The 26,203-nt window shown below is 71.1% G+C and carries 27 protein-coding genes; 21 read left to right on the plus strand and 6 right to left on the minus strand.

Features of this window, described 5'->3' with window-relative positions:
* Nucleotides 1–116: 116 nt before the first annotated feature.
* The 4 genes from GL259_RS24925 to GL259_RS24940 are packed head-to-tail and all read left to right on the plus strand — an operon-like array spanning nt 117 to nt 2,149.
* Nucleotides 117–314 carry a hypothetical protein gene (locus tag GL259_RS24925; RefSeq protein ID WP_159535552.1) on the plus strand — a complete coding sequence of 66 codons (198 nt, stop codon included), beginning with the start codon at nt 117–119 and terminating at the stop codon, nt 312–314.
* Nucleotides 311–913, plus strand: a complete 603-nt coding sequence (locus GL259_RS24930; protein ID WP_159538954.1) for a pilus assembly protein TadG-related protein — start codon at nt 311–313, stop codon at nt 911–913. The genes GL259_RS24925 and GL259_RS24930 overlap by 4 nt, the downstream gene beginning before the upstream one ends.
* 34 nt (nt 914–947) lie before the next feature.
* Nucleotides 948–1,526 (plus strand): hypothetical protein, encoded by a 579-nt coding sequence (locus GL259_RS24935; protein ID WP_159535553.1) that lies wholly within the window; start codon nt 948–950, stop codon nt 1,524–1,526.
* Between the two features lie 8 nt (nt 1,527–1,534).
* Complete coding sequence (locus GL259_RS24940) at nt 1,535–2,149, plus strand: OmpA family protein (RefSeq protein ID WP_159535554.1); 615 nt, start codon at nt 1,535–1,537, stop codon at nt 2,147–2,149.
* 142 nt (nt 2,150–2,291) lie between these two features.
* Here GL259_RS24940 and GL259_RS24945 read toward each other — a convergent pair whose 3' ends face one another.
* Entirely contained in the window at nt 2,292–2,681 is a 390-nt protein-coding gene (locus tag GL259_RS24945) for a DUF192 domain-containing protein (protein WP_159535555.1), read from the minus strand.
* Nucleotides 2,682–2,951: 270 nt separating this feature from the next.
* On the opposite strand from GL259_RS24945, the gene GL259_RS24950 reads away from it, so the two are divergent.
* From GL259_RS24950 to GL259_RS25025, 16 genes are all read left to right on the plus strand, one after another.
* Nucleotides 2,952–5,315: a Tox-REase-5 domain-containing protein gene (locus tag GL259_RS24950; protein ID WP_159535556.1), complete on the plus strand. Its 2,364-nt coding sequence runs from the start codon at nt 2,952–2,954 to the stop codon at nt 5,313–5,315.
* A 91-nt stretch (nt 5,316–5,406) separates the two neighbouring features.
* Nucleotides 5,407–6,129 carry a hypothetical protein gene (locus GL259_RS24955; protein WP_159535557.1) on the plus strand — a complete coding sequence of 241 codons (723 nt, stop codon included), beginning with the start codon at nt 5,407–5,409 and terminating at the stop codon, nt 6,127–6,129.
* The gene (locus GL259_RS24960) at nt 6,126–6,671 is read left to right on the plus strand and encodes a hypothetical protein (RefSeq protein ID WP_159535558.1); all 546 of its coding nucleotides are present in this window, start codon (nt 6,126–6,128) and stop codon (nt 6,669–6,671) included. The genes GL259_RS24955 and GL259_RS24960 overlap by 4 nt, the downstream gene beginning before the upstream one ends.
* 240 nt (nt 6,672–6,911) lie before the next feature.
* On the plus strand, nt 6,912–7,124 hold the full coding sequence (locus tag GL259_RS24965; RefSeq protein WP_159535559.1) for a DUF4287 domain-containing protein: 213 nt from the start codon (nt 6,912–6,914) through the stop codon (nt 7,122–7,124).
* A gap of 191 nt (nt 7,125–7,315) precedes the next feature.
* Nucleotides 7,316–7,975 carry a hypothetical protein gene (locus GL259_RS24970; protein WP_159535560.1) on the plus strand — a complete coding sequence of 220 codons (660 nt, stop codon included), beginning with the start codon at nt 7,316–7,318 and terminating at the stop codon, nt 7,973–7,975.
* The gene (locus GL259_RS24975; RefSeq protein WP_166461551.1) at nt 7,963–8,991 is read left to right on the plus strand and encodes a hypothetical protein; all 1,029 of its coding nucleotides are present in this window, start codon (nt 7,963–7,965) and stop codon (nt 8,989–8,991) included. Before GL259_RS24970 ends, GL259_RS24975 begins: the two co-directional genes overlap by 13 nt.
* A gap of 328 nt (nt 8,992–9,319) precedes the next feature.
* Complete coding sequence (locus tag GL259_RS24980) at nt 9,320–9,643, plus strand: type VII secretion target (RefSeq protein WP_159535561.1); 324 nt, start codon at nt 9,320–9,322, stop codon at nt 9,641–9,643.
* The gene (locus GL259_RS24985) at nt 9,640–10,995 is read left to right on the plus strand and encodes a putative T7SS-secreted protein (RefSeq protein WP_159535562.1); all 1,356 of its coding nucleotides are present in this window, start codon (nt 9,640–9,642) and stop codon (nt 10,993–10,995) included. The genes GL259_RS24980 and GL259_RS24985 overlap by 4 nt, the downstream gene beginning before the upstream one ends.
* 97 nt (nt 10,996–11,092) lie before the next feature.
* Nucleotides 11,093–11,683, plus strand: a complete 591-nt coding sequence (locus GL259_RS24990; RefSeq protein ID WP_159535563.1) for a hypothetical protein — start codon at nt 11,093–11,095, stop codon at nt 11,681–11,683.
* A 247-nt stretch (nt 11,684–11,930) separates the two neighbouring features.
* Nucleotides 11,931–12,389 carry a hypothetical protein gene (locus GL259_RS24995; RefSeq protein ID WP_159535564.1) on the plus strand — a complete coding sequence of 153 codons (459 nt, stop codon included), beginning with the start codon at nt 11,931–11,933 and terminating at the stop codon, nt 12,387–12,389.
* 74 nt (nt 12,390–12,463) lie between these two features.
* Complete coding sequence (locus tag GL259_RS25000) at nt 12,464–13,339, plus strand: LLM class flavin-dependent oxidoreductase (protein WP_159535565.1); 876 nt, start codon at nt 12,464–12,466, stop codon at nt 13,337–13,339.
* A 41-nt stretch (nt 13,340–13,380) separates the two neighbouring features.
* Entirely contained in the window at nt 13,381–14,184 is an 804-nt protein-coding gene (locus GL259_RS25005) for a class I SAM-dependent methyltransferase (protein ID WP_159535566.1), read from the plus strand.
* Between the two features lie 902 nt (nt 14,185–15,086).
* On the plus strand, nt 15,087–15,860 hold the full coding sequence (locus GL259_RS25010; protein WP_159535567.1) for an isoprenyl transferase: 774 nt from the start codon (nt 15,087–15,089) through the stop codon (nt 15,858–15,860).
* A 394-nt stretch (nt 15,861–16,254) separates the two neighbouring features.
* On the plus strand, nt 16,255–17,580 hold the full coding sequence (locus GL259_RS25015) for a PhoH family protein (protein ID WP_159535568.1): 1,326 nt from the start codon (nt 16,255–16,257) through the stop codon (nt 17,578–17,580).
* Nucleotides 17,581–17,999: 419 nt separating this feature from the next.
* The gene (locus tag GL259_RS25020) at nt 18,000–18,710 is read left to right on the plus strand and encodes a transglycosylase SLT domain-containing protein (RefSeq protein ID WP_159535569.1); all 711 of its coding nucleotides are present in this window, start codon (nt 18,000–18,002) and stop codon (nt 18,708–18,710) included.
* Between the two features lie 164 nt (nt 18,711–18,874).
* Entirely contained in the window at nt 18,875–20,257 is a 1,383-nt protein-coding gene (locus GL259_RS25025; protein WP_159535570.1) for an AI-2E family transporter, read from the plus strand.
* A 118-nt stretch (nt 20,258–20,375) separates the two neighbouring features.
* On the opposite strand, the gene GL259_RS25030 is transcribed toward GL259_RS25025, so the two are convergent.
* Both GL259_RS25030 and GL259_RS25035 read right to left on the minus strand, forming a co-directional pair.
* On the minus strand, nt 20,376–20,909 hold the full coding sequence (locus tag GL259_RS25030) for an alkyl hydroperoxide reductase (protein ID WP_159535571.1): 534 nt from the start codon (nt 20,907–20,909) through the stop codon (nt 20,376–20,378).
* A 6-nt stretch (nt 20,910–20,915) separates the two neighbouring features.
* The gene (locus GL259_RS25035) at nt 20,916–21,470 is read right to left on the minus strand and encodes a peroxiredoxin (RefSeq protein WP_159535572.1); all 555 of its coding nucleotides are present in this window, start codon (nt 21,468–21,470) and stop codon (nt 20,916–20,918) included.
* 133 nt (nt 21,471–21,603) lie between these two features.
* Between GL259_RS25035 and GL259_RS25040 the strand changes: the two genes are divergently transcribed.
* A complete protein-coding gene (locus GL259_RS25040; protein ID WP_166461552.1) occupies nt 21,604–22,548 on the plus strand; it encodes a LysR substrate-binding domain-containing protein in 945 nt (314 codons plus the stop codon).
* 70 nt (nt 22,549–22,618) lie between these two features.
* On the opposite strand, the gene GL259_RS25045 is transcribed toward GL259_RS25040, so the two are convergent.
* The 3 genes from GL259_RS25045 to GL259_RS25055 are packed head-to-tail and all read right to left on the minus strand — an operon-like array spanning nt 22,619 to nt 26,159.
* On the minus strand, nt 22,619–24,949 hold the full coding sequence (locus tag GL259_RS25045) for an FtsX-like permease family protein (protein ID WP_159535573.1): 2,331 nt from the start codon (nt 24,947–24,949) through the stop codon (nt 22,619–22,621).
* Nucleotides 24,946–25,638 (minus strand): ABC transporter ATP-binding protein, encoded by a 693-nt coding sequence (locus tag GL259_RS25050; protein WP_159535574.1) that lies wholly within the window; start codon nt 25,636–25,638, stop codon nt 24,946–24,948. Before GL259_RS25050 ends, GL259_RS25045 begins: the two co-directional genes overlap by 4 nt.
* On the minus strand, nt 25,635–26,159 hold the full coding sequence (locus tag GL259_RS25055; protein WP_159535575.1) for a PadR family transcriptional regulator: 525 nt from the start codon (nt 26,157–26,159) through the stop codon (nt 25,635–25,637). Before GL259_RS25055 ends, GL259_RS25050 begins: the two co-directional genes overlap by 4 nt.
* Between the last annotated feature and the right edge of the window lie 44 nt (nt 26,160–26,203).

Raw genomic sequence — 26,203 nt, forward strand, 5'->3', positions numbered from 1 at the left:
GGCCCGGGATTGGGCCCTGGGGCCCTCCGGCGAACGGGGTGCGCGCCCCTACGTTGCTCATGTCGAAAGCGGCACCGCGAAGGAGGCCGCTACCGCGTCAGCCGGAGGGGAACACCATGAGCAACTGGATCAACACGACGGTCGCGTACCTCCAGTCCCGCGCGGCCCGCAACGACAAGGGCCAGACCGCGGTGGAGTACCTGGGCATCATCGCGGTGGTCGTGGCGATCGTACTGGCGATCACGGGGACGGACATCGGCGAGTCGATCTACGACGCCATTACGAACCAGATCGCGGAAGTCACGGGCGGCTGACGAAGCCCCGTAAGTACGGCGACGCAGGGCAGGCCTTCCCCATCTACATCACGGTGGTGGGGGGCCTGCTCTTCCTCGCGTTCGCGTACTTCGCGGTCGGCCAGGCCGCGGCGAACCGGAACGACGCGCAGACCGCCGCCGACGCGGCCGCGCTCGCGGCAGCTCAGGACCGGCGGGATCAACTCGCGGGTGCATGGGTGCAGAACCTCCTCGACCCGACCGAGTGGCAGGACATCTTCGACGGCGAGTCAGACGGTCTCGGGCTTTCGTGCTGGCGGGCGGACCAGCTTGCGGCACAGAACGATGCGACAGTGACGAGCTGCGCCCCGGATGGAACTCTGGGTTACACGGTCGTGGTCGAGACGAACGACGCCGTGGGGAACTCCATCGTGCCCGGCACGGAGGACAAGAAGTCCCAGGAGACCGCCACCGCCGTGATCGAGCCTCGTTGTGCGTTCGAGCTTCCGACGGAGGAAGCGGGGGATGACACGCTGCCTCCGCTCATCTGTGAGGGCACGGAGTGGGAACTGGATCCAAAGGGCCCCGAGGAGCTGCTGCCGAAACCCGAAGATCTTTTCGACGTCCATCTGGCCGACTGACAAGCGAACGACGAGTGACTAAGGAAGCAGAGGCATGAGCATTCGGTTCACAACGAAGGCCCGCAGGGGGATGGTCGCGCTGACCGTTGCGGCCGGACTGGCTCTCGGCGTGGCTGGCTGTGGTGGAGGCGGCGACGATAAAAAGCCGAGGGCTTCGACTTCTGCCTCCAGGGAGGACGCATCCGGCCCGAGTGCTCAGGAAGGACAGGCAGAGGAGCCTTTGGCGGAGCTAAGGGGGCAGGACGGACTGCTTTTGCAGCTCACAACTGCTGAGCGTGATGCCGGAGGCTTCGTGACGGTTAATGGTGACCTTAAGAACGAGGGTTCCAAGAGGATCACGGTGCCTGCGGCACTGAGGGGGGATGAGACGGAGATCATCAAGCACGGTCGGACACTCGGTGGAGCCACACTTGTGGACTCGAAGGGAAAGAAGCGCTACTACGTGCTTCGTGACACCGATGGGCGTCCCCTGACCACCACTGACCTAGGCATCATCAAGCCTGGTGAGTCTGTCCCGGTCTTCATGCAATTCCCGGCACCGCCCATGGACACCACCGAAGTGACGTTCCAACTGCCGACATTCTCGAGCGCCGCCATCGAGATTTCCGGGTGAGGCAGAGGATGATCCGTACGCGCGTAATTCTCGCCGGGAGCCTTGCAGCCTTCCTGGTCGTTGGCGTAGGAGTGACATACGCCGACGATGGCCCCAGTGTCCCTCCCGGCACCGAAGCCACCGCCTCCGCACCGGTGGAGGTGGATGGCAATGACCCGGACCTCAAGCTTCCTGAAGGCGCGACCCTCGCTGCCGCCAAAGTCCTCGACATCAAAACCGTCGTGGAGGACCAGAGCGGCGACGAGCGCCGCGAGGACACCAACTCCGACGTGAAGTTCGCGCTCCAGGCCGAGGTGCTGTTCGGCAAGGACAGCGCGAAACTCGGCGCGCAGGCGAAGGCCCGTATCACCGCCATCGCGGACGAGATCAAGGCCCAGAACGCCACCAGGATCCGCGTCTTCGGCTTCACCGACGACCTCGGCTCCTCCGCGCACGGCGACGTCCTGTCCCGTCAGCGTGCGAACGCCGTGCACGGCATCCTGGAGCAGGAGCTGAACGACTCCAACGTCACCTACGAGGTGCGCGGCTACGGCGAGCAGTACCCGATCGCCGACAACTCGACGGAGGCCGGCCGCAAGAAGAACCGCAGGGTCGAGATCTCCTTCCCCCGCACGGAGAGCTAGCCGCAGCAGACGATCGGCCTTGCCCGCCCTGATCCCCAGGATTCAGGGCGCGCAGGGCCTCCCCGCTGTCGGTGAGGCAACGGTCCTCCCGCCCGGGGACGGCGCACGCGCCTACGTGGGCGGAGAGCCGTGGAGGCCCCCGTCACTCTCCCTCCCGCTCCTGCTCCCGCTCCACCTCCACCCGCACCCCGACCCGCAGCCCCCACCCCTCCATGGCACCCGCCTCGGCCTCGATCACGTGCCGTGCCCGCAACCGGGGCAGCCCGAGCCGCCCCGGTGGCATGGTGCGTACGGCGATGACGGTGAGACGGCGATCGAGATAGGCGACGTCGATCGGCATGCGCATACGAAAGGTGTGCACGCTGCCGGCGGGGGAGAGCAGCAGCGCCCCGTCGAGGGAGTCCCGCCCCAGCAACCCCTTGGTGCGGGCCCGGTAGGAGGTCGCGATCTCCAGGGGAACGCGCACGAGCGTCCCTCCCCCCGCCTCCCCCCGCACGGTCAACTTCCCGTGCCCGTCACGCCAGCGCGCCATCACCGACCCCCTCCGTCACCAACGACCGACCGGCGACCGACCGGCCGAACCGAAGGTATCCCCGGCAGACCGCCGGATGTCGGCCGTTGCGAAGTCGCAAGGCCGACGCGGCCAGGAGCCGGGCGGGGCGTCACCCCGGGCTGCGCGTGGTGAGGCGTGGGCGCCGATTTGGGCCCACGGGCCCATGCTGTGACAGCTGCCTCTCCCTACCCTCGGGCCGTGCCGTGAACCAAACACGGTTGCGAACCGGGGGAGTTGAGGAGGGGCGACATGTCCTCGATCGGGGGAGGCGCGGAGGCCGGGGCCGTGTGGCCGGCCGGACCCGGAGGGCGGCGGGACATGCCCCGGCCGTTGTCGTGGGCCCTCCTGCTCGTCCACACGCTCTTCGCCCTCACCGTGCTCGGCGGCGTGGGCCTGCTCCTCACCGCGGCGTCCCTCGACGCGGTGGACGGCGCGCTGCTCGCCCACGTGGCGTACGCGGCCGCTCCCGGCGCGCTCGGCTGGTGGCTGGCCCGCCGCTCCTGGGAGGGCGGCGCCAGGGTCCGGACGGGACTGATCGCCGTACAGGCGTGGCTGGTCCTCGGCTCGGTGTCCAACCTCGCCGACGGATCGGCCCGTGGCCTCACCCAGCTCCTGTTCCCCCTCCTGATCCTGTTCCTCCTGACCCGCCCGGAGAGCCGCGCCTGGTACCGCCTCGCCGCACCGGACCGGCCGGAACGCCGCTCCTTCTCACCGGCCCGGCTGATCCGCTGGCGCCGGGACGAGGGCCAGACGGCGGTGGAGTACGCGGGCCTGGTCGCGGTCGTCGCGGCGATCATCACCGCGCTCGTCGTCAGCGGCCTGGGCACGCAGATCCTCACCGGCATCCAGGCCCAGGTGTGCCGCGTCACCGGCACGGCCTGCCCCGCGCCCGCCGGGGGGGACGACGGCCAGGTCACCGCGGAGGGCGGCGACGGGGACGGGCAGGGGGACACCGGCGGAAGCGACACCCCAGGAGACACCGGGACCGGCGGCACCGGGAACCCGGGCGGCGACCCCGGGGGAGCCGACCCCGGCCAGGACGCGGAGGCCAGGAACCCCGGCGGGGACGAGGACCCGCCCGCCGTCGATCCCGTCGACCCCGTGGCCGCCGCGGACGAGATCGACGAGCCCCCGTACGAAGACCCGACCACCGACGGAGACGGCAGCGGCGACGGAGACGACGGCGGCGAGGGCGACGACGAGGGCTGCTTCTCCGGCTTCGGCGCCTTCCTCGGATGCGCCGGCGACCAGATCAAGCAGGTCGGTCAGGGCCTCTTCGTCGACGGCGTCTGGGGCGACCTCACCGGCATCTGGGACGTGGTCACCAGCCCCGTCGACACCTGGAACGGCCTGATGGACTACGGCCGTTCGCTCGGGGACGACTGGTGGAACGACACCGCGGACGCCCGCGACAGGTGGGACGACGGCGACTACCTCGGCGCGATCCTGGACTGGGGCGGCGCCTCGCTCGGCACCGGCGGCACGGTCCTGTTCGACTCGTTCGTCGGCGACGACGTCGTGGACCAGTGGAACGAGGGCAACGAGACCCGGGCCGTCACCACCGTCATCTGGAACGTCGGGTCCCTGTTCATCCCCGGCTACGGCGAGGCCAAGATCGTCGAGAAGATCGGCTCGCTCGGCCGGCTGAGCAAAGTCGTCGACGACGCCACCGAGGCCGCCCGGGACGCGCGGCGAGCGGCCGAGGCCGGCGACCTCGAGGCGCTGGAGGACGCCGCACGGCGCGCCGACGAGGCGGCGGACGAGGCGGAGGAGGCGGCCCGCCGGACGGGCTGCGCCATCTCCGCGCCCGCCCGCGGGATCCCGTACGGCGAGGGACCGCACCCCGGCCTCCCCGGCCTCGGCGGAGGACCCGGCACGGGCACCACCGTGCTCGCCGGCGGACCGTCCGCGCGCAGCCCGTACGTCGTCCTGGCGGAGGGCGGCTGCGACGAGGAGGCCAGGGAGCAGGCGGAGGCGGCCCGCGCGCAGGAGCGCCGGGCCTACCTGGAGCGCAAGCGCGCCGAGGAGCCGGAGCGCGCCCGGCAGGCGCTGGAGAACAAGAAGCAGTGGCCGGACCCCGAGCGCAACGACACCGGCGACCCGCGCAACTACAACCCGCCGGACTGGGCGGAGAACCTGCGCAGCCGCACGTACGGCGACGCCGACGACGGCGACGGCTTCTGGGCCAGTCGCGACCGCAACCCCAAGCCGGGCTGGAAGAACGAGTCGTGGCTGCGCTACCAGGAACAGGTCACCGGCACGCAGCGCGGATACGAGTACGTCGTCCCGCACACCGACCCCGACGTGCCGGACGTCGAGTTCGACGGCTGGGACTCCTCGCGCCAGACCTACCTCGAGGCCAAGAACGGCTACGACAGCTTCCTGAGCGCGGACCGCACGGAGCTCACCCCGTCCGGCAGGGAACGCCTGCTGACCGAGGCCCGCAGGCAGGTCGAGGCCGCGCGCGGCAAGGACGTCGAGTGGCACTTCTCCAACGAGGAGGTGGCCGACGCGGCCAGGGACGCGTTCGAGGACGCCGGCCTGGACATCGAGGTCGTCCACACCGCGCCCGAACCGGTCGCCGGCGACCGGCGACCCGAGGCGTTCGACTGACGGGACCACCGGCCGGGCCGGCCCTAAGGTGGGAACGGCCGGGCAGGAACGAGAGGCGTGGACGCGGGACGGAGAAGGGAAGAGGACGGACATGCGACGAGTGGTGCGGGGCTTCTGGGGCCCCCGGCAGGAGCCGGCGGAGGCGCTCGCCGAACGGTGGAGCGCGACCCTGACCCGATTCGCCCGGCTGCTCCCCACCCCCGGGGAACCGGAGGCGGACCCGCGGTGGACGTGGCGGACCGCCCCGGCGTCCGGCCCCTCCCGGCCGCTCCGGCCGGACGGGGCGTCACTGCTCGAGGCGTTGCGCACGGCCCAGGCGGCCGACGACTGGTCGGCGGGGAACGGCACGTCGCTGCGCCTGGTCGCGGACGGCCCGCCGCCCGGCTGGAAGGTGGAGATCGCCGCGCTGGCGGGCGGCACACCGGAGTTCCTGCTCCAGTCGCTGGTGGCCACGATCGTGTCCCCCGACGACGAGCGCCTCCCCGACGCCGACCTCCTCACCGCCGTCGCCGAGGCGTGGCACCCGGACCACGGGGACGTCGGTGACCGGGCCGTGACGGCGGCCCTGAAGAAGGAGGCCGGCCTCAGGATCGGCACCCCGTCGGTCGGCTGGGTCGCCTTCCTGTCCCCGGGCCGGGCGGCCCGCGTCCCCGCCGACTGGCCGGCCCCGCGCAAGGAGATCCCCGGCGTCGGCGTCCTCCTGGACATCGCGGCGCCCGGCGACACGGCCGAGGTGGTCCGGGCCTACGACCTGCTCAAGAAGGCCGGGGTCCTGGACCCGCTGCCCCACCCGATGACCGGGCCCACCCTGTGACGGCCCGCGCCGGCGAACCCTTCGACGTCGGCCGGGTGACGTCCCGCATCGAAGCCGCCCTGTCCGCCCCCGTCCCGGCGACCGGCCCCACGACCAGCGAGGGCGAGCCGGGCACGGGGGAGTGGACCGTGACCCGCGGCGCGGGCTTCCTGCTCCTGCCCCTCTGGGAGGGCGAGGCCCTCACGGGCGTGTACGGCCCCGAGTGGAACGACGCCGAGGCGGCGGCCGAGGCGAACCTGGCCGCGCTCGTCACGGAACTGGACCACCGCTGGGGCCCCCACCGCACGGTGAGCATGCGCGTCCCCCTGCACCGCAGCCGAACGGGCGCCCCCCTCCCCGAGCCCTTCCGCACCCTCGCCGCCAAGGACTGCTACGGCGACCTGACGGTGTGGGGCCCGGTGCCGCTCGACGGCCCGCCCACCACTCCCCGCGCCCCCCGGTGGCTCGCCCTCTCCCTCAACCAGTCCGACGGCGACGCCCCCATGATCATCACCGCCCTGGTCAGCACCCGTCCGGTCGAAGAGCCGCACGAACGCCCCTGAAGCCCGCGACCCGCCCCGCTCGTCCGCCCGCCCACCTCGACGCGTAGCGGAGCCGGCTCCCGCGGCGGGGCCGCCCGGGCTCCGGAGTGTGACGCGGCACACCCTCCCCGGCCGATGACACGAGCCCCGCCCACCGGTCGCACAAGGGACGGCACCGCCCGCAGCCGGAGGGACATCCGGCTGCGAGCGGCACTCCGCGACCACCGACCACCGAGCACCGACAGACGGGACACCGCCGACATGACCGACACCGCCAAGGGCCCTGCCAGCTACTTCCCCTCCATCGAGAAGAAGTACGGCCGCCCGATAACGGAGTGGAAGGACCTCATCCGCTCCTCGCCGCTGGCCAAGCACATGGAACTCGTCAACTGGCTCAAGGCCGAACACGGCCTGGGCCACGGCCACGCCAACGCCCTCGTCGCCCACACCCTCGCGGAGACCCGCGGCGAGTAGCCCGCCCACGGCGGCGGACGACGCGGTGGAGGAGACGGCCGATCCGAACCGTTACCCGAGCCGGGAGGGCTTTTCAGCGCCAATTGGGCTATTACCCATACAGGTTGACATCTTTCACCCTGGTGTCACCGCGCATCACGCGGATAGCTTGGGTGCGCTCGACAGAAGCCTCGCCCCACCGGGAGCCGACCGTGAACCGCCGCCCCACCCTGCTCGCAGCGCTCGCGCTGACCGCCGCCGCGGCCCTGACGCTGTCCGCGTGCGGTAGCGACGAGGACAGCGCCGCCAAGGACAACGACAAGATCGCGGGAGCCGACACGGGGGGTGAGAAGTCGGCGTCACCGAGTCCGAGCGCGTCGGACTCCGGTGGACGTCCGAAGATCACCTTTCCTTCCGACGCGAAGAACGTCTTCGAGGGCGGGAAAACGGGCGACCCGACGAAGGACGCCGTCCTCGCCGACAGCGCTCTCAGCGTCAACTCCGTCGACGAGGCGATCTTCAAGGGCACCACGGACACCAAGGCGCTCGGCTTCTACAACACCGAGAAGGCCCTGAGCTCGTCGATCACGTACGCACAGCGCTACATCGACGGCAACGACACCTGGATCGGTGTGACGCGGTACTTCAACCGCAAGGTAACGCTGAGCAGTGACAGCAAGGCATACGTCACCTACTGCTCCGACGAGAGCAAGTCGTACATCAAGAGCAAGAAGACCGGCAAGGTCGACAAGTCGCCGGCGACCTCTGACAGCTACGTGCTGTACAACACCGTGCTCACCAAGAACACCGACGGCGTCTGGCGGACCACCGACATCGTTTCGAAGAGGGGAGCCGAGGAGTGCCAGCCATAAGGAACGCGGCGAGGGCCGCAACAGTTCTGGCCTTCGTGGGTGTTTCCGTCTTGGCTCCCCAAGCGGCTTTCGCTGGGCGGGGCAAGTACGGGAACAACGGTGACACCCAGCAACACGCCGAAGCCGGCGACGACGGCACCGTCTCCGTGACCGTCGGCGGCGTCGTCTTCGACCGTTCGAAGAACGGCAGCGGTGACTCCGCGGGCTCGCTGACGTCGTCCACGTCGTGGACGCCCCCTCCGTGCTGGTACGCGCCCAAGTACACGCCCGAGCAGCTGCAGGAGTACCTGGAGCCGATCTGGGAGGCGGAGTCGACGGGCTACCAGTGGGACGCCGAGCAGCGGAAGAAGTACAACGCCGACGACGAGAAGAAGGGCTTCAACAAGGACAAGACCGGCAAGGGCTACTGGTGGGGCTCGTACGTCAACGAGAGCTACCCCCCGGGCTGGGACTCCTGCGACAAGGACTACTTCTGGGTGGACCAGGGCGACCCGCCGCCCGCCGACATCGAGAACGCCGTCACCCCGGAGGTCCTCGCCGAACTCGCCTACGCCGAGATCCGCGTCCCGGGCACCGAGGTGACGCTGGCCCCCGCGGAGGCGACCAAGGTCAACCTCCCGACCTGGTCCTGGCTGGACGGCGCCGAGTTCAAGCCGGTCTCCGTCACCGCGTCCGTACCGGTGCTCGGCATCGAGGCGACCGCCACGGCGGAGCCGGTCTCGCTGAAGATCGAGCCGGGCACCCCGGATGCCGAGACGTACCCGGCCTCGGGCATCTGCGAGATCGACGACGGCCGTATCGGCGAGCCCTACGCCAAGGGCAAGGCGGACCGGACGCCCCCGTGCGGAGTGAAGTACCTGCGTTCCTCGGGCGACGGCACCTTCCCGCTCCGGGCCACGGTCACCTGGGAGATCCACTGGACGGGCAGCGGCGACGCGGGCGGCGACCTGCCCGACGGCGAATTCGGGGCGACACAGGACGTCGTCGTCCAGGAGATCCAGGCCGTCAACCGGTGAACGCGGCGGCACGGCAGGCGTGAGGAAGACGGCCGGCACGCCCGGGAGGGCGTGCCGGCCGCCACGGTGATCCCGGCCTTCAGCCGCACCTCCCGGTACGGGTCCGGACACACGCCGTCCCCACCGGAGCACCAGCACCAGCGGCGAACGACAGGCCGACCGCGCTGACGGTCGTGCGTCCCCCACGGGATGAGCAGGAGTTCGGCGCCGCGTCCACGCGCCTCCCCCGCGCGGTGAATCCCCAGAACGCCCCTGAGCGCGCGCCACGAATCGTGGAGTACCTCGTTCCTCCCATGGGTGCAGGTGAACCGGGAGAGGGGACGGGCGCATGGCGGAGCGACTGGCGGTCGACGGTGGTGAACTCGGTCGGTTCATGAAGTCGCTGCGGAAATCGGCGACTTCACTCAGAGGCGTACGCAAGGCGCTCGCCGACGCGACCGTCACCGGGCTCGGTACGGACGATCTCGACGAGGCCTGCCAGGACTTCCAGGAGGACTGGAAGCACGGCGCCGAGGAGATCGGCAAGCAGACGGAGGACCTCGCCGAGATCATCGGCAAGAGCCGGGACGGCTACCTCGAGGTCGACAGAGCCCTGGAAGAGGCGCTCCGGCAGGCGCGCGACGGGGGCGAGGGCGGGGGTGCCGGGAAGTGACCCTCGCTCCGGAGAGTGATCGGGACGGCGTTGTCCTGGACCCGCGGTCCCGGGCGGACCTCGGCCTGCCCCAGGGGCTCAAGTCGGCCCCGCGCATGCCGAACCCGGACTGTCCGCATCTGGGGTTCAACCCGGTGCCGGGCGACACGGAGACCGTCCGTCGGCTGCACAAGAAGCTGAGCGGGTGTGCGGAGGCGCTTCAGGACACGCACGACGTGGTCACCGGACTGCTGGACGGAAGCCACTGGAAGGGCGACGCCGCCGTGGCCTTCCGCGAACAACTCGACGACGGGCCGCTGCCGCTGAACCTGAAGAACGCGGCGCACTCCCTCCGCAAGGCGGCGAGGCAGCTGAGCCGCTGGGAGGGAGAGCTGGACGACTTCCGGCGGCGCGCGAAGCAGCTGGAGGACGACGCGAGGGAGGCCCGGGCCGAGGTCGACCGGGCCGAGGGACGCGCGGCCAGGGCGGAGGGCCATCCCGACCTCGAGAAGGAGGGCTCCGACCGGGAGGCGGCACGGCGGGCGCTGACCCGGGCGAACAACGACGTCGAGGAGGCGCAGGCCGAACTCGACAAGGTCATCGGCAGGGCGAAGAGGCTGGCCGAGGAGCATGAGCGCCGGGCCCAGCTCCGTGCGAGGAAGATCCGCGACGCGACGAAGAAGCTGGCGCCGCAGGAGCCGGGCTGGTTCGACGAGGCCCTCGACTGGCTGGGCGACAACCTGCCGGACATCCTGAGCTTCTTGGCCGGAGTCGCAGGTGTCGTGGCGATCCTCTTCGCGGGGCCACTTGGGTTGGCGATGGTGGCGGCGTTGATGCTCACAGCGTCCGGGCTGAGCGTGACGGCACTCGGTCTGCGGCTCCTTGCGAATCCCGAGACGTTGGAGTCCTTGAAGGACGGCTTCACCAAAGGTGAGCTCGATGCGGATTTCTGGAGCAATCTGGTGTCAGTGGGAGCAGATGCCGCCGGGGCGATTCCCGGACTCGCGGCGGTTGCAGCAGGAGCCAAGGGAGCCGTGAACACGCTTCGTACGGGCGGAGCGACGCTTTCGCTCGCACAGAAGACAGCACTGCTCGGCACCAAAACCATGGAAAACATGCAGGCCATTTCCCGGCTCGACAACCCTTTCGTCGCGCGGGCTGTTCGGGGTCTCGGCAACCCCGATACCGCGGCCAGGACCGTGACGATCACGTCAGGGCTGGTCGGCGTCGGTACTGCCGGATTCGGACTCTACAACAAGGTCGTGGACGCGGACGACGACGGAATCAAGGACGGGGCCGTCGCAGGCGTCGACGGAACGCGATTGATTCTGGACAACGCCGGGATCTTCGATGTCGTCCGTCACGCCTTCTGATGTCCTGATGAGGAGAGGCCGAGTTGTGAATCCTGAAGCGTGCCGTGTGGCTTGGGACCATCCGCCCAGTCGTCGGTCCTGGGCAGGACACATGTTGATGAACTTCGTCGGCCTGCTGGGGTGGATCACTTCCTGGTTCGGTTTGCTCTATGTGCTGGTCGTGTTCCTGCCTCCAGGGTTCATCCTTCTCTTCGTGGTCCCGCTCTGCTACTGCTCCTATCGACTGGTGGTGCAGTTGTGTTATTTCCGTCCGGCTCTTCGCATGCGGCGTATCATGCTGACGTATCCCTGGCAGGTCCTTCGACGTACTCCCTACGGATTGACGGACCACCCCGAGGTCGTCAGCAAGCACTACGGGTGGTTCGAGTTTTCCAATCCAGTCCGTGCTCAGCACCGACTGCCGCTTGTGTTCCCTCGTCATCACCGTACGGAGTGGTGGCACCGCAGGATGGCGCCTCGTGCCAAGCCTGTGTTGAAGGCGGGTATCGAGACGATCTGGTTCGCCGGTGACCCCCGCTTCATCGGACTCGTCGCCGTACCCGGCCGCAAGGGTGTCCGGCCCCGTCGGCTGCATGTACTCGAACAGCGAATGGCATTGCCGGAGAAGGAGCGATGTGCCGAATGGGGTGCCACTGCGGAGGACGTGGAGCGTAGTAGACGCGTCGGAATCCACCCTGCCCAATTCTGATCCACGTACGGAGCCGCTTGTGGCTGACCTGGCAATCGTCATCGACGACTCGTTCAACGACCCCCATGCGGCGCTTTGGTTTTTCGAACCCGCCGGTTTCACAGCCCTTCCCCTCGACCAACTGCTCCCTTCTCCTGATTCCCGGGCGGCGGATGATCTGCGCGCGGCTGCCACGCCACTTCTCGATGCTTTTCCGCAGGGCGGGGCACGCCGGCATTTCATCGCTCAGTTCGCCACGGCACAGCGGTTGCTGGCTGCCCTGCGCGAAGCCGGCACCGTCCACTGTTCCGTCGGGCTGCACCGTGACGACGTCGGTGACGTGGCCGTCGTGGGCGGCGGGGGGCCGTTGTTCTCGCTCTTCACCATCTCCTGGCGGGACACCGGCGTCGCCCCGCGGGGAGTCACCGCGGCCCGTGCGGTGACGTCCGCCGGCGGGCACGCACGGATCGAGTTCGCCGAACTTCCCTGCGGGCCCGCCACGTTCGCCGAGACGGTGTCGGTACCGGCCCCCGGCAGCGGGCTGCCGCAGCGGCCGCTCCTGCGACTGCACGCGTATCTGCCCCACCCGGACTGCCGGCGCCTCGCCGTGCTCACGCTCGCCACGACGGCCCCGGAGCGAGGGGACGAGTACCGGGCGATCCTGCGGCTGATCGCCGGGAGCGTCGGTTTCGAGAGCCCGCCGGGGGACGCGGGCGGCGGTGCGTGAGCGCAGGCCGGTTGCAGGTCTTTGCTCCGCCGATGTGGTTACCGACCCGCTCCCTGCCGGGTAGGACCCCGACCATGACCACACTCGGCGCTGTGTTCCGTCCCCAGCTCGCTCCCGAGCGGCTCCGTTCCGTTGCCCGGCTCGCGGACGGGGCGGGGCTCGAGGAGCTCTGGCTGTGGGAGGACTGTTTCCGGGAGGGCGGGATCTCGGCCGCCGCCGCCGCGCTCGCGTGGACCGAGCGGGTGCGGGTCGGGGTCGGACTGCTGCCCGTGCCCCTGCGGAACGTCGCCGTCACCGCCATGGAGGCCGCCACCCTGCACCGCATGTTCCCCGGGCGCGCGATCCTCGGCGTCGGACACGGGGTGCAGGACTGGATGGGGCAGGTCGGGGCGCGCGTCGAGTCCCCGGTGACCCTGCTGCGGGAGCACCTCGTCGCACTGCGGGGCCTGTTGCGGGGGGAGCGGATCACGACCGACGGGCAGTACGTCGAGCTCGACGACGTCGCTCTCGACTGGCCGCCGGAGGGCGAGGTCGAGGTGCTCGCGGGGGCCACCGGTCCGCGGACCGTGCGGCTCACCGGTGAGGCCGCCGACGGCACCATCCTCACCGCCACCACCTCACCGGAAGGCGTCCGGCGCGCACGCCGGCTCATCGACGAGGGACGCGCCGCGGCAGGCCGCGGCGCCGGGCCGCACAGGGTCGTCGTCTACCTGCTCGCCGCCACCGGGCCCGGCGCCGACGGGCGGCTGCGTGCCGAGCTGGTCGCCGAGGGCGTCGGCGGGGAACCGGACCTCGGGGCCGCCGGGGACGCGGGCGCCGTCGCCAAGGCGGTCCAGCGGCTGGCCGAGGCCGGGGCCGACGCGGTCGTCCTGCAGCCGACCGGCGACGAGCCGGACCCCGAGGGCTTCGTGCGGTTCGTGGCGCAGGAGGTACGGCCGCTGGTGCCGTGATCCGGCCGACAGGATCCGTCCCGGTCATGCATGATCGGATCATGCCGGACAAGCGGACCCGTTCCTTCGATGATCTCCTCGCGGAAGGCGCCTCCGTCCCCACCGAGGGATGGGACTTCTCCTGGTTCGAGGGCCGGGCCACCGAGGCCAGGCCCTCCTGGGGGTACGCCGTGTCGATGGCCGGGCGGCTGGGCCGGGCCGGTGCCGCGCTCGACATCCAGACCGGGGGAGGGGAGGTGCTCGAGTTCGCCCTCGCCGAGGCCCCCCGGCGTCCCCCGCTCACCGTCGCCACCGAGGGATGGCCGCCCAACGTCGCCAAGGCCACCGCTCTGCTCCGGCCCCGCGGCGTCGCCGTCGTCGCCTCACCCGAGGACGCGCCGCTGCCCTTCGCCGACGGGACCTTCGATCTCGTCGTCAGCAGGCATCCCGTCGAGGCGCGCTGGGACGAGATCGCCCGGGTGCTGGAGAGCGGTGGCACCTACTTCGCCCAGCACGTCGGGCCGGGCAGCGTCCACGAACTCACCGAGTACTTCCTCGGACCGCAGCCGCAGGAGCGGCGCGACGCCCGGCACCCCGACCGCGAGCGGCGGGACGCCGAGGCCGCCGGGCTGGAGATCGTCGATCTGCGGGCCGAACGGCTCCGCATGGAGTTCCACGACATCGCCGCCGTCGTCCACTTCCTGCGCAAGGTCGTCTGGATCGTCCCGGGCTTCACCGTCGAGGCGTATCTGCCGAAGCTGCGCACCCTGCACGAGCGGATCGAGACGGACGGGGCGTTCGTGGCCCACAGCACCCGTCACCTCATCGAGGCCCGCAGGCCCGGCCCCGGTCGGCCGGCGCGGTGATGACGCCCGCGCCGGCCTGTTTTCCCTCTTTGCCCCTCTTCCTCCTCATCTTCTTTTCCCTTCCCGTGTTCGCTCTCGTCGTGGGCGGAGCCGGGGTGTCCGCATCGTTGGGGAGGGCGGCTCGCCACGGGCGCTCGACATCACATAAGTTCAGACCAAGGTAATTCGCGTGAGCAAAGTCGCGCGGGCGGCACCGCGCGGCGGAGGGGGCTGCGCGGTGCCGGCACCCCTCCCGCCGTACGGCGCTCGCCGCGGGGCGGGTCAAGCCGGCGCTCGCCGCCGGGTCACCCGTCGGGGGGACGGCCGGAGGAGTTGTCGCGATGCGGGTCCTTCGGCGTCACATCCTGCACAGCCGCCTCCTGACACCCGCTTTTCGACGGAATGCCGCTGCGTTCCGGCCACGCGGGCGGCCTGAACGGGGGCTTCCGCGGGCGTCGGGGCGTCGTCGGCCGGTTTCGGAGAGTAGTTGTGGCGCGCTGATGCACGCAGCATCACTTACGAAGGGTTATGGTGGAAACCCCCCCTCGGGCCGGTCCGTCTCCCCCCCACGGACCGGCCCGTTTTTTCTTCTCCGCTCCGACGCCTCCGTCCGCCCCCCTCCGGCGGGAGTCCGGGGCGCCCCACCCCTCCGCTCCCGGGAGCCCGGGCGACCGGTGTCCCGCCGTACCGCGCCCCGTCCCGGCCCGGGTCATGCCCGGCACCGCGCAAACGGTGTGCCGCCGCGGCACATCCGGCAAACGCACCACCCCGGACTTTGGGGACCCCCGCCCCGGCGGGGGTACGCTTCGCCTTCGGGGACCGCCATACGGACAGGGGCGCCCGCGGCCGAGACCGGGCCGCTTGCCGCGCACCGCGGCGGGATGCCGTGCCTGTCCGATCCGTACGGAGGGGCTGACGATCACGTGAACCTGCGCGACAAGCTGCGCGGCCTGCTGGTCAGGCTGTACGCGCGCCGGGTGGAAGGCCACCTGGACACCGCTCAGGTGCCCAAGCACATCGGCGTCATCATGGACGGCAACCGCCGTTGGGCCAAGGCCTCGGGTTCCAGCACCGTCCACGGCCACCGGGCCGGTGCCGACAAGATCGAGGAGTTCCTCGGCTGGTGCTCCGAGACGGACGTCGAGGTCGTCACCCTCTGGCTGCTGTCCACGGACAACTTCGACCGGCCGAAGGAGGAACTCGTCCCGCTGCTCGGCATCATCGAGGACGTGGTCCGCACCCTCGCCGCCGACGGACGCTGGCGGGTGCACCACGTCGGGACGCTCGACCTGCTGCCCTCCGGGATGCAGACCACCCTGAAGGAGGCCGAGGAGGCCACCGCGCACATCGACGGGATAGTGGTCAACGTCGCCATCGGATACGGCGGCCGCCAGGAGATCGCCGACGCGGTGCGGTCCATGCTGCTCGACGCCCGTGAGAAGGGCACCTCGTTGGACGAGCTCGCCGAGGCCGTCGACGTCGACATGATCGGGCGTCACCTCTACACCCGCGCCCAGCCCGACCCGGACCTCGTCATCCGCACCAGCGGTGAGCAGCGGCTGTCCGGATTCATGCTCTGGCAGACCGCGCACTCGGAGTACTACTTCTGCGAGGTCTTCTGGCCGGCCTTCCGCAAGGTCGACTTCCTGCGCGCCCTGCGCGACTACGCCGCCCGCCACCGGCGCTACGGCGGCTGAGCAGCGGCTGAGCGGCGGCCGGACCGGGGCCCGACGGCGGGCCGGACGGCGCGGCGGGCGGCATTCGGACACGCGCGGACACCCCGGCGAGGGCCGGGGGTCACACCGAGTTCACCGGTGTGCCGTCATATGCCGTGGCATGGCGGCGCTCGTTCGAGGGCATAAGCCAGACAGGTCGACACCCGAACCACGGGTGTCGGATCTCAGCGGGCGGCAGGGAAGCCGTCCGCCCGGGAGGCCCTTTGCACCAGCCCGACCGTGCGGTCACGGCACGGAAGAAGCAGCGGAGGGCCGGTTCCCGGCCCGCTGCGCACGGGGGCGTGCGCAGGGGCCGCAGACCGGTCCAGCTCCGCCTCGTCGCTCCCCGACCTCATCCGAGGGGGTACGTCCTTCCGTGGTGACCAGCGCAAAGCGCCACAAGCCCGACCGGCGCACCTATGTTCTCGACACCAGCGTCCTGCTGGCCGACCCGAAAGCCCTGAACCGCTTCGACGAGCACGAGGTCGTGCTCCCCATCGTCGTGGTGACGGAACTGGAGGCCAAGCGGAACCATCCCGAACTCGGCTACTTCGCCCGTCAGGCGCTGCGTCTGCTGGACGACTACCGGGTGCGGTACGGCCGTCTCGACGCCCCCATTCCGACCGGGGACCTCGGCGGAACCGTGCGGGTCGAGCTCAACCACTCGGACCCCAGCGTGCTGCCCAGCGGCTACCGCCTGGGGGACAACGACTCCCGCATCCTCGCGGTCGCCCGCAACCTGCAGGCCGAGGGGTTCGACGTCACCGTCGTGTCGAAGGACCTCCCGCTCAGGATCAAGGCGTCCTCCGTCGGTCTCCTCGCCGAGGAGTACCGCGCGGAACTCGCCGTCACGGACGCCTCCGGCTGGACCGGGATGTCCGAACTGACCCTGCCCGGCGAGCAGGTGGACGTCCTCTTCGAGGAGGGGCACGTGTACGTGCCCGAGGCCTCGCACCTGCCCGTGCACACCGGGCTGACCATCCAGTCGGAGCGCGGCAAGGCGCTCGGTCGGGTCACCGCCGAGGGCAACGTGCGGCTGGTGCGCGGCGACCGGGAGGCGTTCGGCATCAAGGGGCGCAGCGCCGAACAGCGGATCGCGCTCGACCTGCTGCTCGACCCGGACGTCGGGATCGTGTCCATGGGCGGCCGGGCCGGCACCGGCAAGTCGGCGCTGGCGCTGTGCGCGGGCCTCGAGGCGGTGCTGGAGCGCCGGCAGCACCAGAAGGTGATGGTCTTCCGTCCGCTGTACGCGGTGGGCGGGCAGGAGCTCGGCTACCTGCCCGGCACCGAGGCGGAGAAGATGAGCCCCTGGGCGCAGGCCGTCTTCGACACGCTGTCGGCGGTCACCAGCCGCGAGGTCATCGAGGAGGTCACCGCGCGCGGCATGCTGGAGGTCCTGCCGCTCACCCACATCCGGGGCCGCTCGCTGCACGACGCGTTCGTGATCGTGGACGAGGCGCAGTCGCTGGAGCGGAACGTCCTGCTGACCGTCCTGTCCCGGATCGGGGCCAATTCGCGGGTCGTCCTGACCCATGACGTCGCCCAGCGGGACAATCTGAGGGTCGGCCGGTACGACGGTGTGGTCGCCGTCGTCGAGAAGCTGAAGGGCCATCCGCTCTTCGCGCACGTCACCCTGACACGGTCCGAAAGGTCCCAGATCGCCGCCCTTGTGACCGAAATGCTGGAAGACGGGCAGGTCTGACCCGCACCTTCCAACGAGGGCCGGTCATGGGGTGATTGGCGCCGTCCGGAAAGGCGTAGAGCCTAGCCGGGCGGCGTCGGCGTGTGTGGGGGTTTCCTGGATCCCTCGGGGCCGAACGGGATGTGAGCTTTCACACGCAACGGGGAATTGCCTTGCACCGTCGGGTTGCGGCAGAGTCTCACTCCTGTCAGGCCCCGCATACGACACACCTGTACCCCCAGCGGTACGGCACCACAAAAGCATCGCTTTCCAACTCCATAGCGTCGTCGTATGCCGCCCGAGCACCACGCGGCGCTCCCCTCGTGGGGGTTGCCCACCGGGCCCGAGCCTCCCGTGACCCGCAGTTGGGGAGGCCAGTGCCAGGGGCACGATTGCGTCCGCGAGGGTCACCGAAGCGGGCGATGCTGGAAGGAAACCGTGTGAGCCGGATCTCGGTCCGGGGATTCGCAGTGGCCTCGGCCACCGCGGTCACCGCTGTCGGAAGCGTCGTCGGCGTTGCCTCGGGCAGCACCGCGCAGAACAACGACGCCGAAGCGACGGCAAGCGGCACCACGCTGCTCGCGGACATCCCCGCGGGCCAGCAGGCCCAGGTGCAGACCGCGTCCCTGACGCAGCAGGCCGAAACGATGGCCATCGCCGCGGACGTGAGCGCCAAGAAGGACGCGGAGGAGGCCGCCCGCAAGGCCGCCGCCGAAACCGCGATCGCCAAGAAGGCGGCCGCCGAGAAGGCGGCGAAGGCCAAGGCGGAGGCAGAGGCGAAGGAGCGCGAGGAGGCGGAGGCCAAGGCCGCCCGCTCCGAGACCCGCGACGCCTCCCAGATCGCCGTCCAGAGCTCGTACACGGTCGCCGAGGTACAGGCGATCGCGCGCCAGATGGTGCCCGCCGACCAGTTCCAGTGCTTCAGCAACATCGTGGACCACGAGTCCACCTGGAACTACCGGGCCGTCAACCCCTCCTCCGGCGCCTACGGCCTCGTCCAGGCGCTCCCGGGCTCCAAGATGGCCTCCGCCGGCGCCGACTGGCAGACCAACCCGGCCACCCAGATCAAGTGGGGCCTCAACTACATGAACGAACGCTACGGCAGCCCCTGCGGCGCGTGGTCGTTCTGGCAGGCCAACAACTGGTACTAGGGGAGCCCCCGGAGCCGCCCGGCCCTCCGGTCCCCGGCCTCCCGGCCGTCGCTCAACCCCGGCGCAGCCCCGCACCGTCCTACGGTGCGGGGCTTTCGCCATGTACGGTCTGACCGATGACTCCAGGGGGAGTGGTGGGGAGCAACGGGGGAAGAGGACGGATCATGTCGCGAGTGCCAGGGTGGCTCGGCCGGGTGGGAGCCCGGCTGACCGAGGTCAGCAAGCGGTTGGAGGAGCGCCGCGCCGAGGTGGAGCGGGGCGACCGGGAGGACGGCGAGTCCGAACGGGAGACCGCCCCGCAGCCCGTGCCGCCGTCCGACCCCCCTCTCGTCCAGCCCCGGCCCGATCCGGCACTGGCCGTGCCGTGGGGGGTGCGGGTCGCGGCCGAGGCCGGCTGGCGGCTGCTGGTGCTGGCCGGCACCCTCTGGGTGCTCATGCGGGTGATCAGCGCCGTGCAGCTGGTGGTGCTGGCGTTCGCGGCCGCGTTGCTGATCACGGCGCTGCTCCAGCCGACGGTGGCGCGGCTGTGCCGGATCGGGGTGCCGCGCGGGCCGGCCACCGCGCTGACGGCCCTGTTCGGGTTCGTCGTGATCGGCCTCATCGGCTGGTTCGTGACCTGGCAGGTCATGGAGAACATCGACCACCTCTCCGACCAGATCCAGGACGGCATCGACGAGCTGCGCAACTGGCTGCTCAACAGCCCCTTCCACGTCACCGACAAGCAGATCAACGAGATCGCCAAGAACCTGCGGGAGGCGGTCGGCGCCAACACCGAGCAGATCACCTCGGCGGGCATCGAGGGCGTGACGGTCGTCGTCGAGGCGCTCACCGGCATCCTGCTGGCGGTCTTCTCGACGCTGTTCCTGCTCTACGACGGCCGGCGCATCTGGGAGTGGTCGCTCAAGCTCGTCCCGGCCGCCGCCCGTCCGGGTGTCGCCGGCGCGGGTCCGGCCGCGTGGCGGACGCTCACGGCGTATGTGCGCGGCACGGTGGTGGTGGCGCTGATCGACGCGATCTTCATCGGCCTCGGCATCTACTTCCTCGACGTGCCGATGGCGGTGCCGCTCGCCGTCTTCATCTTCCTGTTCTCCTTCATCCCGCTCGTCGGCGCGGTGGTGTCCGGAGCGCTGGCGGTGGTCGTCGCGCTCGTCACGCAGGGCGTGTTCACGGGCGTCATGACGCTGGTGGTGGTCCTGGCGGTGCAGCAGATCGAGGGGCACATCCTCCAGCCGTTCATCCTGGGCCGCGCGGTGCGCGTCCACCCGCTCGCGGTGGTGCTGGCGGTCTCCACGGGCGGCATGGTGGCCGGCATCGGCGGCGCGGTGGTCGCCGTACCGCTGGTCGCGGTCGTCAACACCGTCGTCGGCTATCTGCGCTCGTACTCCCAGGAGGCGGCCGTGCGACAGGCCGTCAGGCCCCGGGGCGCGACGGCGATGTCGTCGGCCCAGGCCCCGGCGCCGGCCCTGACCCCTGCCCCGGAGCCCTCCGGAGCGCAGCCGCCGGCTCCGGCGGAGGAGAAGCGGGCGGAGGACCCACGCGACCAGTAGCGGTCCCCCGTACGGCGGCAGCGGTCCCTCATGCGGCGACAGCGGTCCCCGGTACGACGACAGCGGGCCCGTCCACCGTGACCGGTGGACGGGCCCGCTGCGTGGGGCGGGCGCGGCGTCACTCCGCGAGGGCCGCCTCCGCGTCCAGCGTGGCGGCGACCGCCTGGATCACCGCGGCGATCTTGAACGCCTCCTGGATGACCTCACGCTCCACGCCGGCCTTGCGCAGCACCTGCTCGTGGGAGTCGAGGCACATGCCGCAGCCGTTGATCGCGGAGACCGCGAAGGACCAGAACTCGAAGTCGACCTTGTCGACGCCCGGGTTGCCGATGACGTTCATCCGCAGGCCGGCGCGCAGGCTGCCGTACTCGTGGTCCGACAGCAGGTGACGGGTGCGGTAGAAGACGTTGTTCATCGCCATCACCGCGGCGGCGGCCTTGGCGGCCGTGTACGCCTCCGGCGACAGGTTCGCCTTCGCCTCCGGCTCCAGCTCGCGCAGCACGATCGCCGAGCGCGAGGCGATGGCCGTCGACAGCACCGTGCCCCACAGCTGCTGGGCCGGGAGGTCGGAGTTGCCGATGACCGAGCCCAGGTTGAGCTTCAGGTCCTTGGCGTAGTCCGGTATGCGGGACTTCAGGGAGTCGAGGGACATGTCAGGTCACTCCCCGGCCAGCAGCGCGACCGGGTCCAGGGTCTCGTCGCCCTTGGTCCAGTTGCACGGGCAGAGCTCGTCGGTCTGCAGGGCGTCCAGGACCCGCAGGACCTCCTTGGGGTTACGGCCGACGGAGCCGGCGGTCACCATGGAGAACTGGATCTCGTTGTTCTGGTCGACGATGAAGACGGCGCGCTTGGCGAAGCCGTCCTCGCCCTCGATGCCGAGGGCGCGCATCAGCTCGTGCTTGGAGTCCGCCATCATCGGGAACGGCAGGTCGCGCAGGTCGTCGTGGTCCTTGCGCCAGGCGTGGTGGACGAACTCGGAGTCACCGGAGAAGCCGAGGATCTGGGCGTCGCGGTCGGCGAACTCGTCGTTCAGCTTGCCGAAGGCCGCGATCTCGGTCGGGCACACGAAGGTGAAGTCCTTGGGCCATGCGAAGACGATCTTCCACTTGCCCTCGTAGGTCTTGTGGTTGATCGTTTCGAACTCCTTGCCCTTCTCCAGGGAGACGCAGGCGGTCAGTTCGAACTCGGGGAACTTGTCACCGACAGTGAGCACAGGCTCTCCTTGCAGCGAGGAGACACCCTTTTTGAGGGTGTTTCCCATGGGTTGGACGTTCTTGATGTTGGCACAAGGTGCATTGATGAGTGAAATAGCTACACTCGGTCGTGTTGATCGGAGGTAGCTATCAGTGACCGTGCGTAAAGGGCGCAGGCAGCCCAGCCTCGCGCAGTTGCGCGCCTTCGCCGCGGTGGCCGAGCATCTCCACTTCCGGGACGCCGCCGCGGCGATCGGGATGAGCCAGCCGGCCCTGTCGGGTGCCGTGTCGGCGCTGGAGGAGACACTCGGTGTCACCCTCCTGGAGCGTACGACGCGCAAGGTGCTGCTCTCACCGGCCGGCGAGCGGCTCGCCGCCCGCGCCAAGGCGGTGCTGTCGGAGGTCGGGGCGCTGACGGAGGAGGCGGACGCGCTGAGGGCACCGTTCACCGGGGCGCTGCGGCTCGGTGTGATCCCGACGGTGGCGCCGTACCTGCTGCCGACGGTCCTGCGGCTGGTCCACGACCGCTATCCGCACCTCGACCTCCAGGTGCGGGAGGAGCGGACCGCCGGCCTGCTGGACGGGCTGACCGGCGGCCGGCTCGACGTGCTGCTGCTCGCGGTGCCGCTCGGGGTCCCGGGTGTGACCGAACTGCCCCTGTTCGACGAGGACTTCGTGCTGGTTACGCCACTCGGCCACGGGCTCGGCGGCCGGGAGGGCATCCCCCGCAAGGCGCTGCGCGAGCTCAACCTGCTCCTCCTGGACGAGGGCCACTGCCTGCGCGACCAGGCCCTCGACATCTGCCGCGAGGCCGGAAGCGCGGGGGTCGCGGCCACCACCACGGCGGCGGGGCTGTCCACGCTGGTGCAGCTGGTCGCGGGCGGCCTCGGGGTGACGCTGCTGCCGCGCACCGCCGTCCAGGTCGAGACCACCCGCTCCGGCCGACTCCTCACCGGCCGCTTCGCCGATCCGGCCCCCGGGCGCCGCATCGCCCTCGCCATGCGCACGGGCGCGGCGAGGGCGGCGGAGTACGAGGAACTGGCGGCGGCGCTGCGCGAGGCGATGCGGGACCTGCCGGTGCGGGTGGTGCGGGACTGACCGGCGGTACGCCTTCCGGCGCCGCCCGCCCCTGCCCGGGCCGGGCCCCGGAGCCTCCCGCGGCCGGGGCCTACTCCGTGCGCAGGCCGTCCGGGCGCATCATGCGCAGCAGGGGCGGCAGGCTCAGCAGGGTCACCACCACGACCACCGCCGCGCCGGTCCCGGTCATCTGCAGCACGCTCGGCCAGTCCACGCGGACCGGCGTCGCGGTCATCCGCAGCAGCACCGCGCCCAGCGTCATGCCCACCGCCGACGCCAGCAGCAGCCCCAGCCCGATCGGGATCGCCGTCTGCCACAGCACCGACAGGCTCAGCGTGCGCCGCCGGGTGCCGAAGGCGACCAGGGACGACAGCAGCTTGCGGCGTTCCCGCAGCTGCTCCAGCTGGGAGACCAGCAGGCTCGCCCCGATCAGCGCGAGCACGGCGGCGGCGCCGGCGAACAGGCCGGTGCGGACGGACTCGTAGCGCTCGGAGCGCTCGGTGGCGGACCACACGAGCGGCTGGGTCATCGGGTCGAGCGCGGCCGCCGCGTTGCGCACGTGCTCGTGGGCGTCCGGCACCGAGTCGTCGACCGCCAGGTACAGCTCCCCCGTGACCGCCTCCGCCAGGCCCTCGGGCATCGCGCCCGGGGTCATCAGGAAGCCGTTGCGCCTGTCCCCGGTCGGGTCCTCGATCGAGTCGGCCTGCCGCACGCCCCCGGGGACGGTCCAGGCGGCGGCCCCGGGCCCGCCGGAGCCGGACGTCTCCGGGTACAGCTTCCGGCCGGGCTCGTTCAGCGCCGCGGTCTCCTCGTCGTAGTCGCCGCCGCGGAGCGCGAACACGTCACCGTCCCGGCAGCCCGGCAGCTTCGCGACCTCCCGCAGGGTGGCGCAGTCGCCGACGGTCAGCTGCGCGCCCTGCTGCGGCTCCTCCTGCGGCGGGGCGCCGTAGAGGTAGCCGTGGGACAGGGCGTGCACCCGCCGCACGCCCTCGGTCCCCTCCAGCTTCGCCGCCGCCGCGGAGAGTTCCACGCCCTCGGGCACCCGCATCTGCATCTGGGCCCGGGTGGTGTCGTAGCCGGTGGCCTCGGTGTAGTCGCTCTCCACCCCGGCGAACAGCATCTGCAGCGCGATCGCCCCGGCCACCGCGACCGCGATGCCGTTGACCATGCGGGCCGCCGCGCCGCTGCTCAACTGCAGGCGGCGCACCGCCAGTTGCCAGGAGACGCTGCCGGAGCCGAGCCGGGCGACGACCGTCTCCACGACCCACGGCAGCAGCGCGGTGACCCCGATGAGCAGGCACATGACACCACCGACGACCAGGTACTGGTTGAAGTCCCCGCCGTCCCTGCCCTGGCCGGCCATGGGCAGCAGCATGCCGATCCCGGCCAGCGGCAGCAGCAGCCGCCACCACAGCCGGCGGCGCGCGGGCCGCGCCGTGCGCACCACGCCCAGCGGCTCGATGACCACCCCGCGCAGCGCCACCAGCGTCACCAGCACCGCGGCCGCCGGAACCGCCACCGCGACCAGCAGCGCCAGCAGCGGCGAGGGGTTCAGATAGCTCGGGAAGACACTGACCCCGAACACCTCGAAGGACGCCGCGACCTCACGCCCGGCCAGGAAGAAGCCGGCGCCGAGGACGAGTCCGAGCAGCGCCCCGGCGAGCGCCTCGCCCGCGGCGATCCGCCGTGCCGTGCCGCCGTCGGCACCGACCAGCCGCAGCGCCGCCAGCCTGCGGTCCCGCCGCTCGCCGCCGAACCGCACGGCCGCGGCGACGAACACGACGACCGGCATCAGCAGCACCACGAAGACGACCAGCGTCAGCAGCACGAGGACCGGATCCGTCTCCTCCTCGGTCGGGTAGGGGTCGCCGAAGGCGTCGATACGGGCCACCGTCGAGTTGTTGATCCGTTCGGCGAGGCCCTCGCCGCCCGCGTAGTAGGCGAGTTCCTGCGAGCCGATGAGCCCCTGCTCGCCGATCGTCCCCACGATGTCGTACGGCAGCCGCTCGCGCAGCAGCCCGCCGCCGTCCGAGTCGAGCAGTTCCCTCAGCGCGGGGGAGACGACCATGTCGCCCGGTGCCGGGAACTCCTCCAGGCCCGGGGGCAGCGGGGCCCCCTCGCCCTCCGGCTCCACCAGCCGGCCGCGGACGTCCCGGTCCCGGTACTCGGTGTCGATGTCCGCGATGACCAGGGTGTCGTCCGCCTCGGGCATGACCTCCTGGGCGTAGGTGTAGTCCAGGCGTGCCTCCTCGCGCCGGCCCCGTTCCGCCAGCGCGTTCGGCAGGGAGGTGGTGAGCAGCAGCAGGGCCACCCCCAGTCCGACGCCGACGGCGGTGAGCAGCGCCCTGACCCAGCCCTCGCGCCCGCCGGCGAAGGCGAACCGGATCCCCATGGCCAGATCACGGGCCCACCCGGCACTCATACGACGCGCTCCATGTCCCGGGACTTCCCGTCGCGCACGACGATCTCGCGGTCGGAGTAGGCGGCCACCCGTGCCTCGTGCGTGACGAGGACGACGGCGGCGTTCGCGGACCGGGCGGCGTCGGTGAGCAGTTCCATCACCCGCTCGCCGTTGAGCGAGTCCAGCGCACCGGTCGGCTCGTCGGCGAACACCACCCGCGGGCCCGTGACCAGCGCCCGGGCCACGGCGACCCGCTGCCCCTGGCCGCCGGAGACCTCGCCGGGCCGCTTCCCGCGGACGTCGTCGACCTCCAGGCGCTCCATCCAGGTCAGCGCCGCCCGTTCGGCCTCCCTGCGGGAGGTGCCGTTCAGCCGCAGCGGCAGGGCGACGTTCTCCACGCAGGTCAGCTCCGGCACGAGCTGCCCGAACTGGAAGACGAAGCCGAACTCCGAGCGCCTCAGCGCACTGCGCCCGGCGTCGTTCATCGCGGTCAGCTCGCGCCCGTCGTACGTGATCGACCCGGAGTCGGGTGTGACGATCCCGGCGAGGCAGTGCAGCAGGGTCGACTTGCCCGATCCGGAGGGCCCCATCACGGCGACGACCTCGCCGGGGTGGATGGAGAACGCGGCGCCGTCGAGCGCGGTCGTCGGGCCGTAGACCTTGCGCAGGTCCCGGGCCGCGAGCAGGGTGCCGGCGGGGACGGAGGTCATCGGGTCACCGCCTCGCGGAGCTTGTCGAGGCGCGCCGCGGTCAGCTCCAGCCAGCGCAGGTCGGCCTCCAGGTGGAACAGGGCGTGGTCGCAGACGAGCTGGTCGGCCAGGTCGCCCCTGCGCTTGCGGTCGGTGAGGATCCGCATGCTGCGCAGGTGCTCCGAGCGCTGCGTGTCGAGGATGTCGCCGGCGTCCCGGCTGGTGAGCAGGGCGAGGACGACCTTGGTGTAGAGCGTCGACTGCAGGTACGGCTCCGGCTTCTCCGGAGTGGCGAGCCAGCGCTCGACGTCGGTGACGCCGGCCTCGGTGATCGCGTACCGCTTGCGCTCGGGGCCGCCGCCGGACTCGATGCCGTCGACCTCGACGAGGCCGTTCCTCAGCAGGCGGGACATCGTCGAGTAGACCTGGCCGTAGTGCAGCGGCCGGTCGTGACCGAACTTCTCGTCGAAGGCCCGCTTCAGGTCGTAGCCGTGGCGCGGGCCGGACTCCAGGAGCCCCAGAAGGGTGTGACCGATGGACATGCCGAGCACTCTACACACGGTGTATACGCGCCGTGTATACGCCG

Source organism: Streptomyces sp. Tu 3180 (genome assembly GCF_009852415.1).
Lineage (GTDB): Bacteria > Actinomycetota > Actinomycetes > Streptomycetales > Streptomycetaceae > Streptomyces.

Coding starts and splice junctions, on each gene's coding strand:
- GL259_RS24965 (WP_159535559.1), top strand. CDS start 6,912: ATGACCGACACCGCCAAGGGCCCTGCCAGCTACTTCCCCTCCATCGAG.
- GL259_RS25050 (WP_159535574.1), bottom strand. CDS start 25,638: ATGACCTCCGTCCCCGCCGGCACCCTGCTCGCGGCCCGGGACCTGCGC.
- GL259_RS24945 (WP_159535555.1), bottom strand. CDS start 2,681: ATGGCGCGCTGGCGTGACGGGCACGGGAAGTTGACCGTGCGGGGGGAG.
- GL259_RS24950 (WP_159535556.1), top strand. CDS start 2,952: ATGTCCTCGATCGGGGGAGGCGCGGAGGCCGGGGCCGTGTGGCCGGCC.
- GL259_RS24940 (WP_159535554.1), top strand. CDS start 1,535: ATGATCCGTACGCGCGTAATTCTCGCCGGGAGCCTTGCAGCCTTCCTG.
- GL259_RS24925 (WP_159535552.1), top strand. CDS start 117: ATGAGCAACTGGATCAACACGACGGTCGCGTACCTCCAGTCCCGCGCG.
- GL259_RS24955 (WP_159535557.1), top strand. CDS start 5,407: ATGCGACGAGTGGTGCGGGGCTTCTGGGGCCCCCGGCAGGAGCCGGCG.
- GL259_RS25025 (WP_159535570.1), top strand. CDS start 18,875: ATGTCGCGAGTGCCAGGGTGGCTCGGCCGGGTGGGAGCCCGGCTGACC.
- GL259_RS24935 (WP_159535553.1), top strand. CDS start 948: ATGAGCATTCGGTTCACAACGAAGGCCCGCAGGGGGATGGTCGCGCTG.
- GL259_RS24990 (WP_159535563.1), top strand. CDS start 11,093: ATGAACTTCGTCGGCCTGCTGGGGTGGATCACTTCCTGGTTCGGTTTG.
- GL259_RS25045 (WP_159535573.1), bottom strand. CDS start 24,949: ATGAGTGCCGGGTGGGCCCGTGATCTGGCCATGGGGATCCGGTTCGCC.
- GL259_RS24980 (WP_159535561.1), top strand. CDS start 9,320: ATGGCGGAGCGACTGGCGGTCGACGGTGGTGAACTCGGTCGGTTCATG.
- GL259_RS25030 (WP_159535571.1), bottom strand. CDS start 20,909: ATGTCCCTCGACTCCCTGAAGTCCCGCATACCGGACTACGCCAAGGAC.
- GL259_RS25005 (WP_159535566.1), top strand. CDS start 13,381: ATGCCGGACAAGCGGACCCGTTCCTTCGATGATCTCCTCGCGGAAGGC.
- GL259_RS25055 (WP_159535575.1), bottom strand. CDS start 26,159: ATGTCCATCGGTCACACCCTTCTGGGGCTCCTGGAGTCCGGCCCGCGC.
- GL259_RS25000 (WP_159535565.1), top strand. CDS start 12,464: ATGACCACACTCGGCGCTGTGTTCCGTCCCCAGCTCGCTCCCGAGCGG.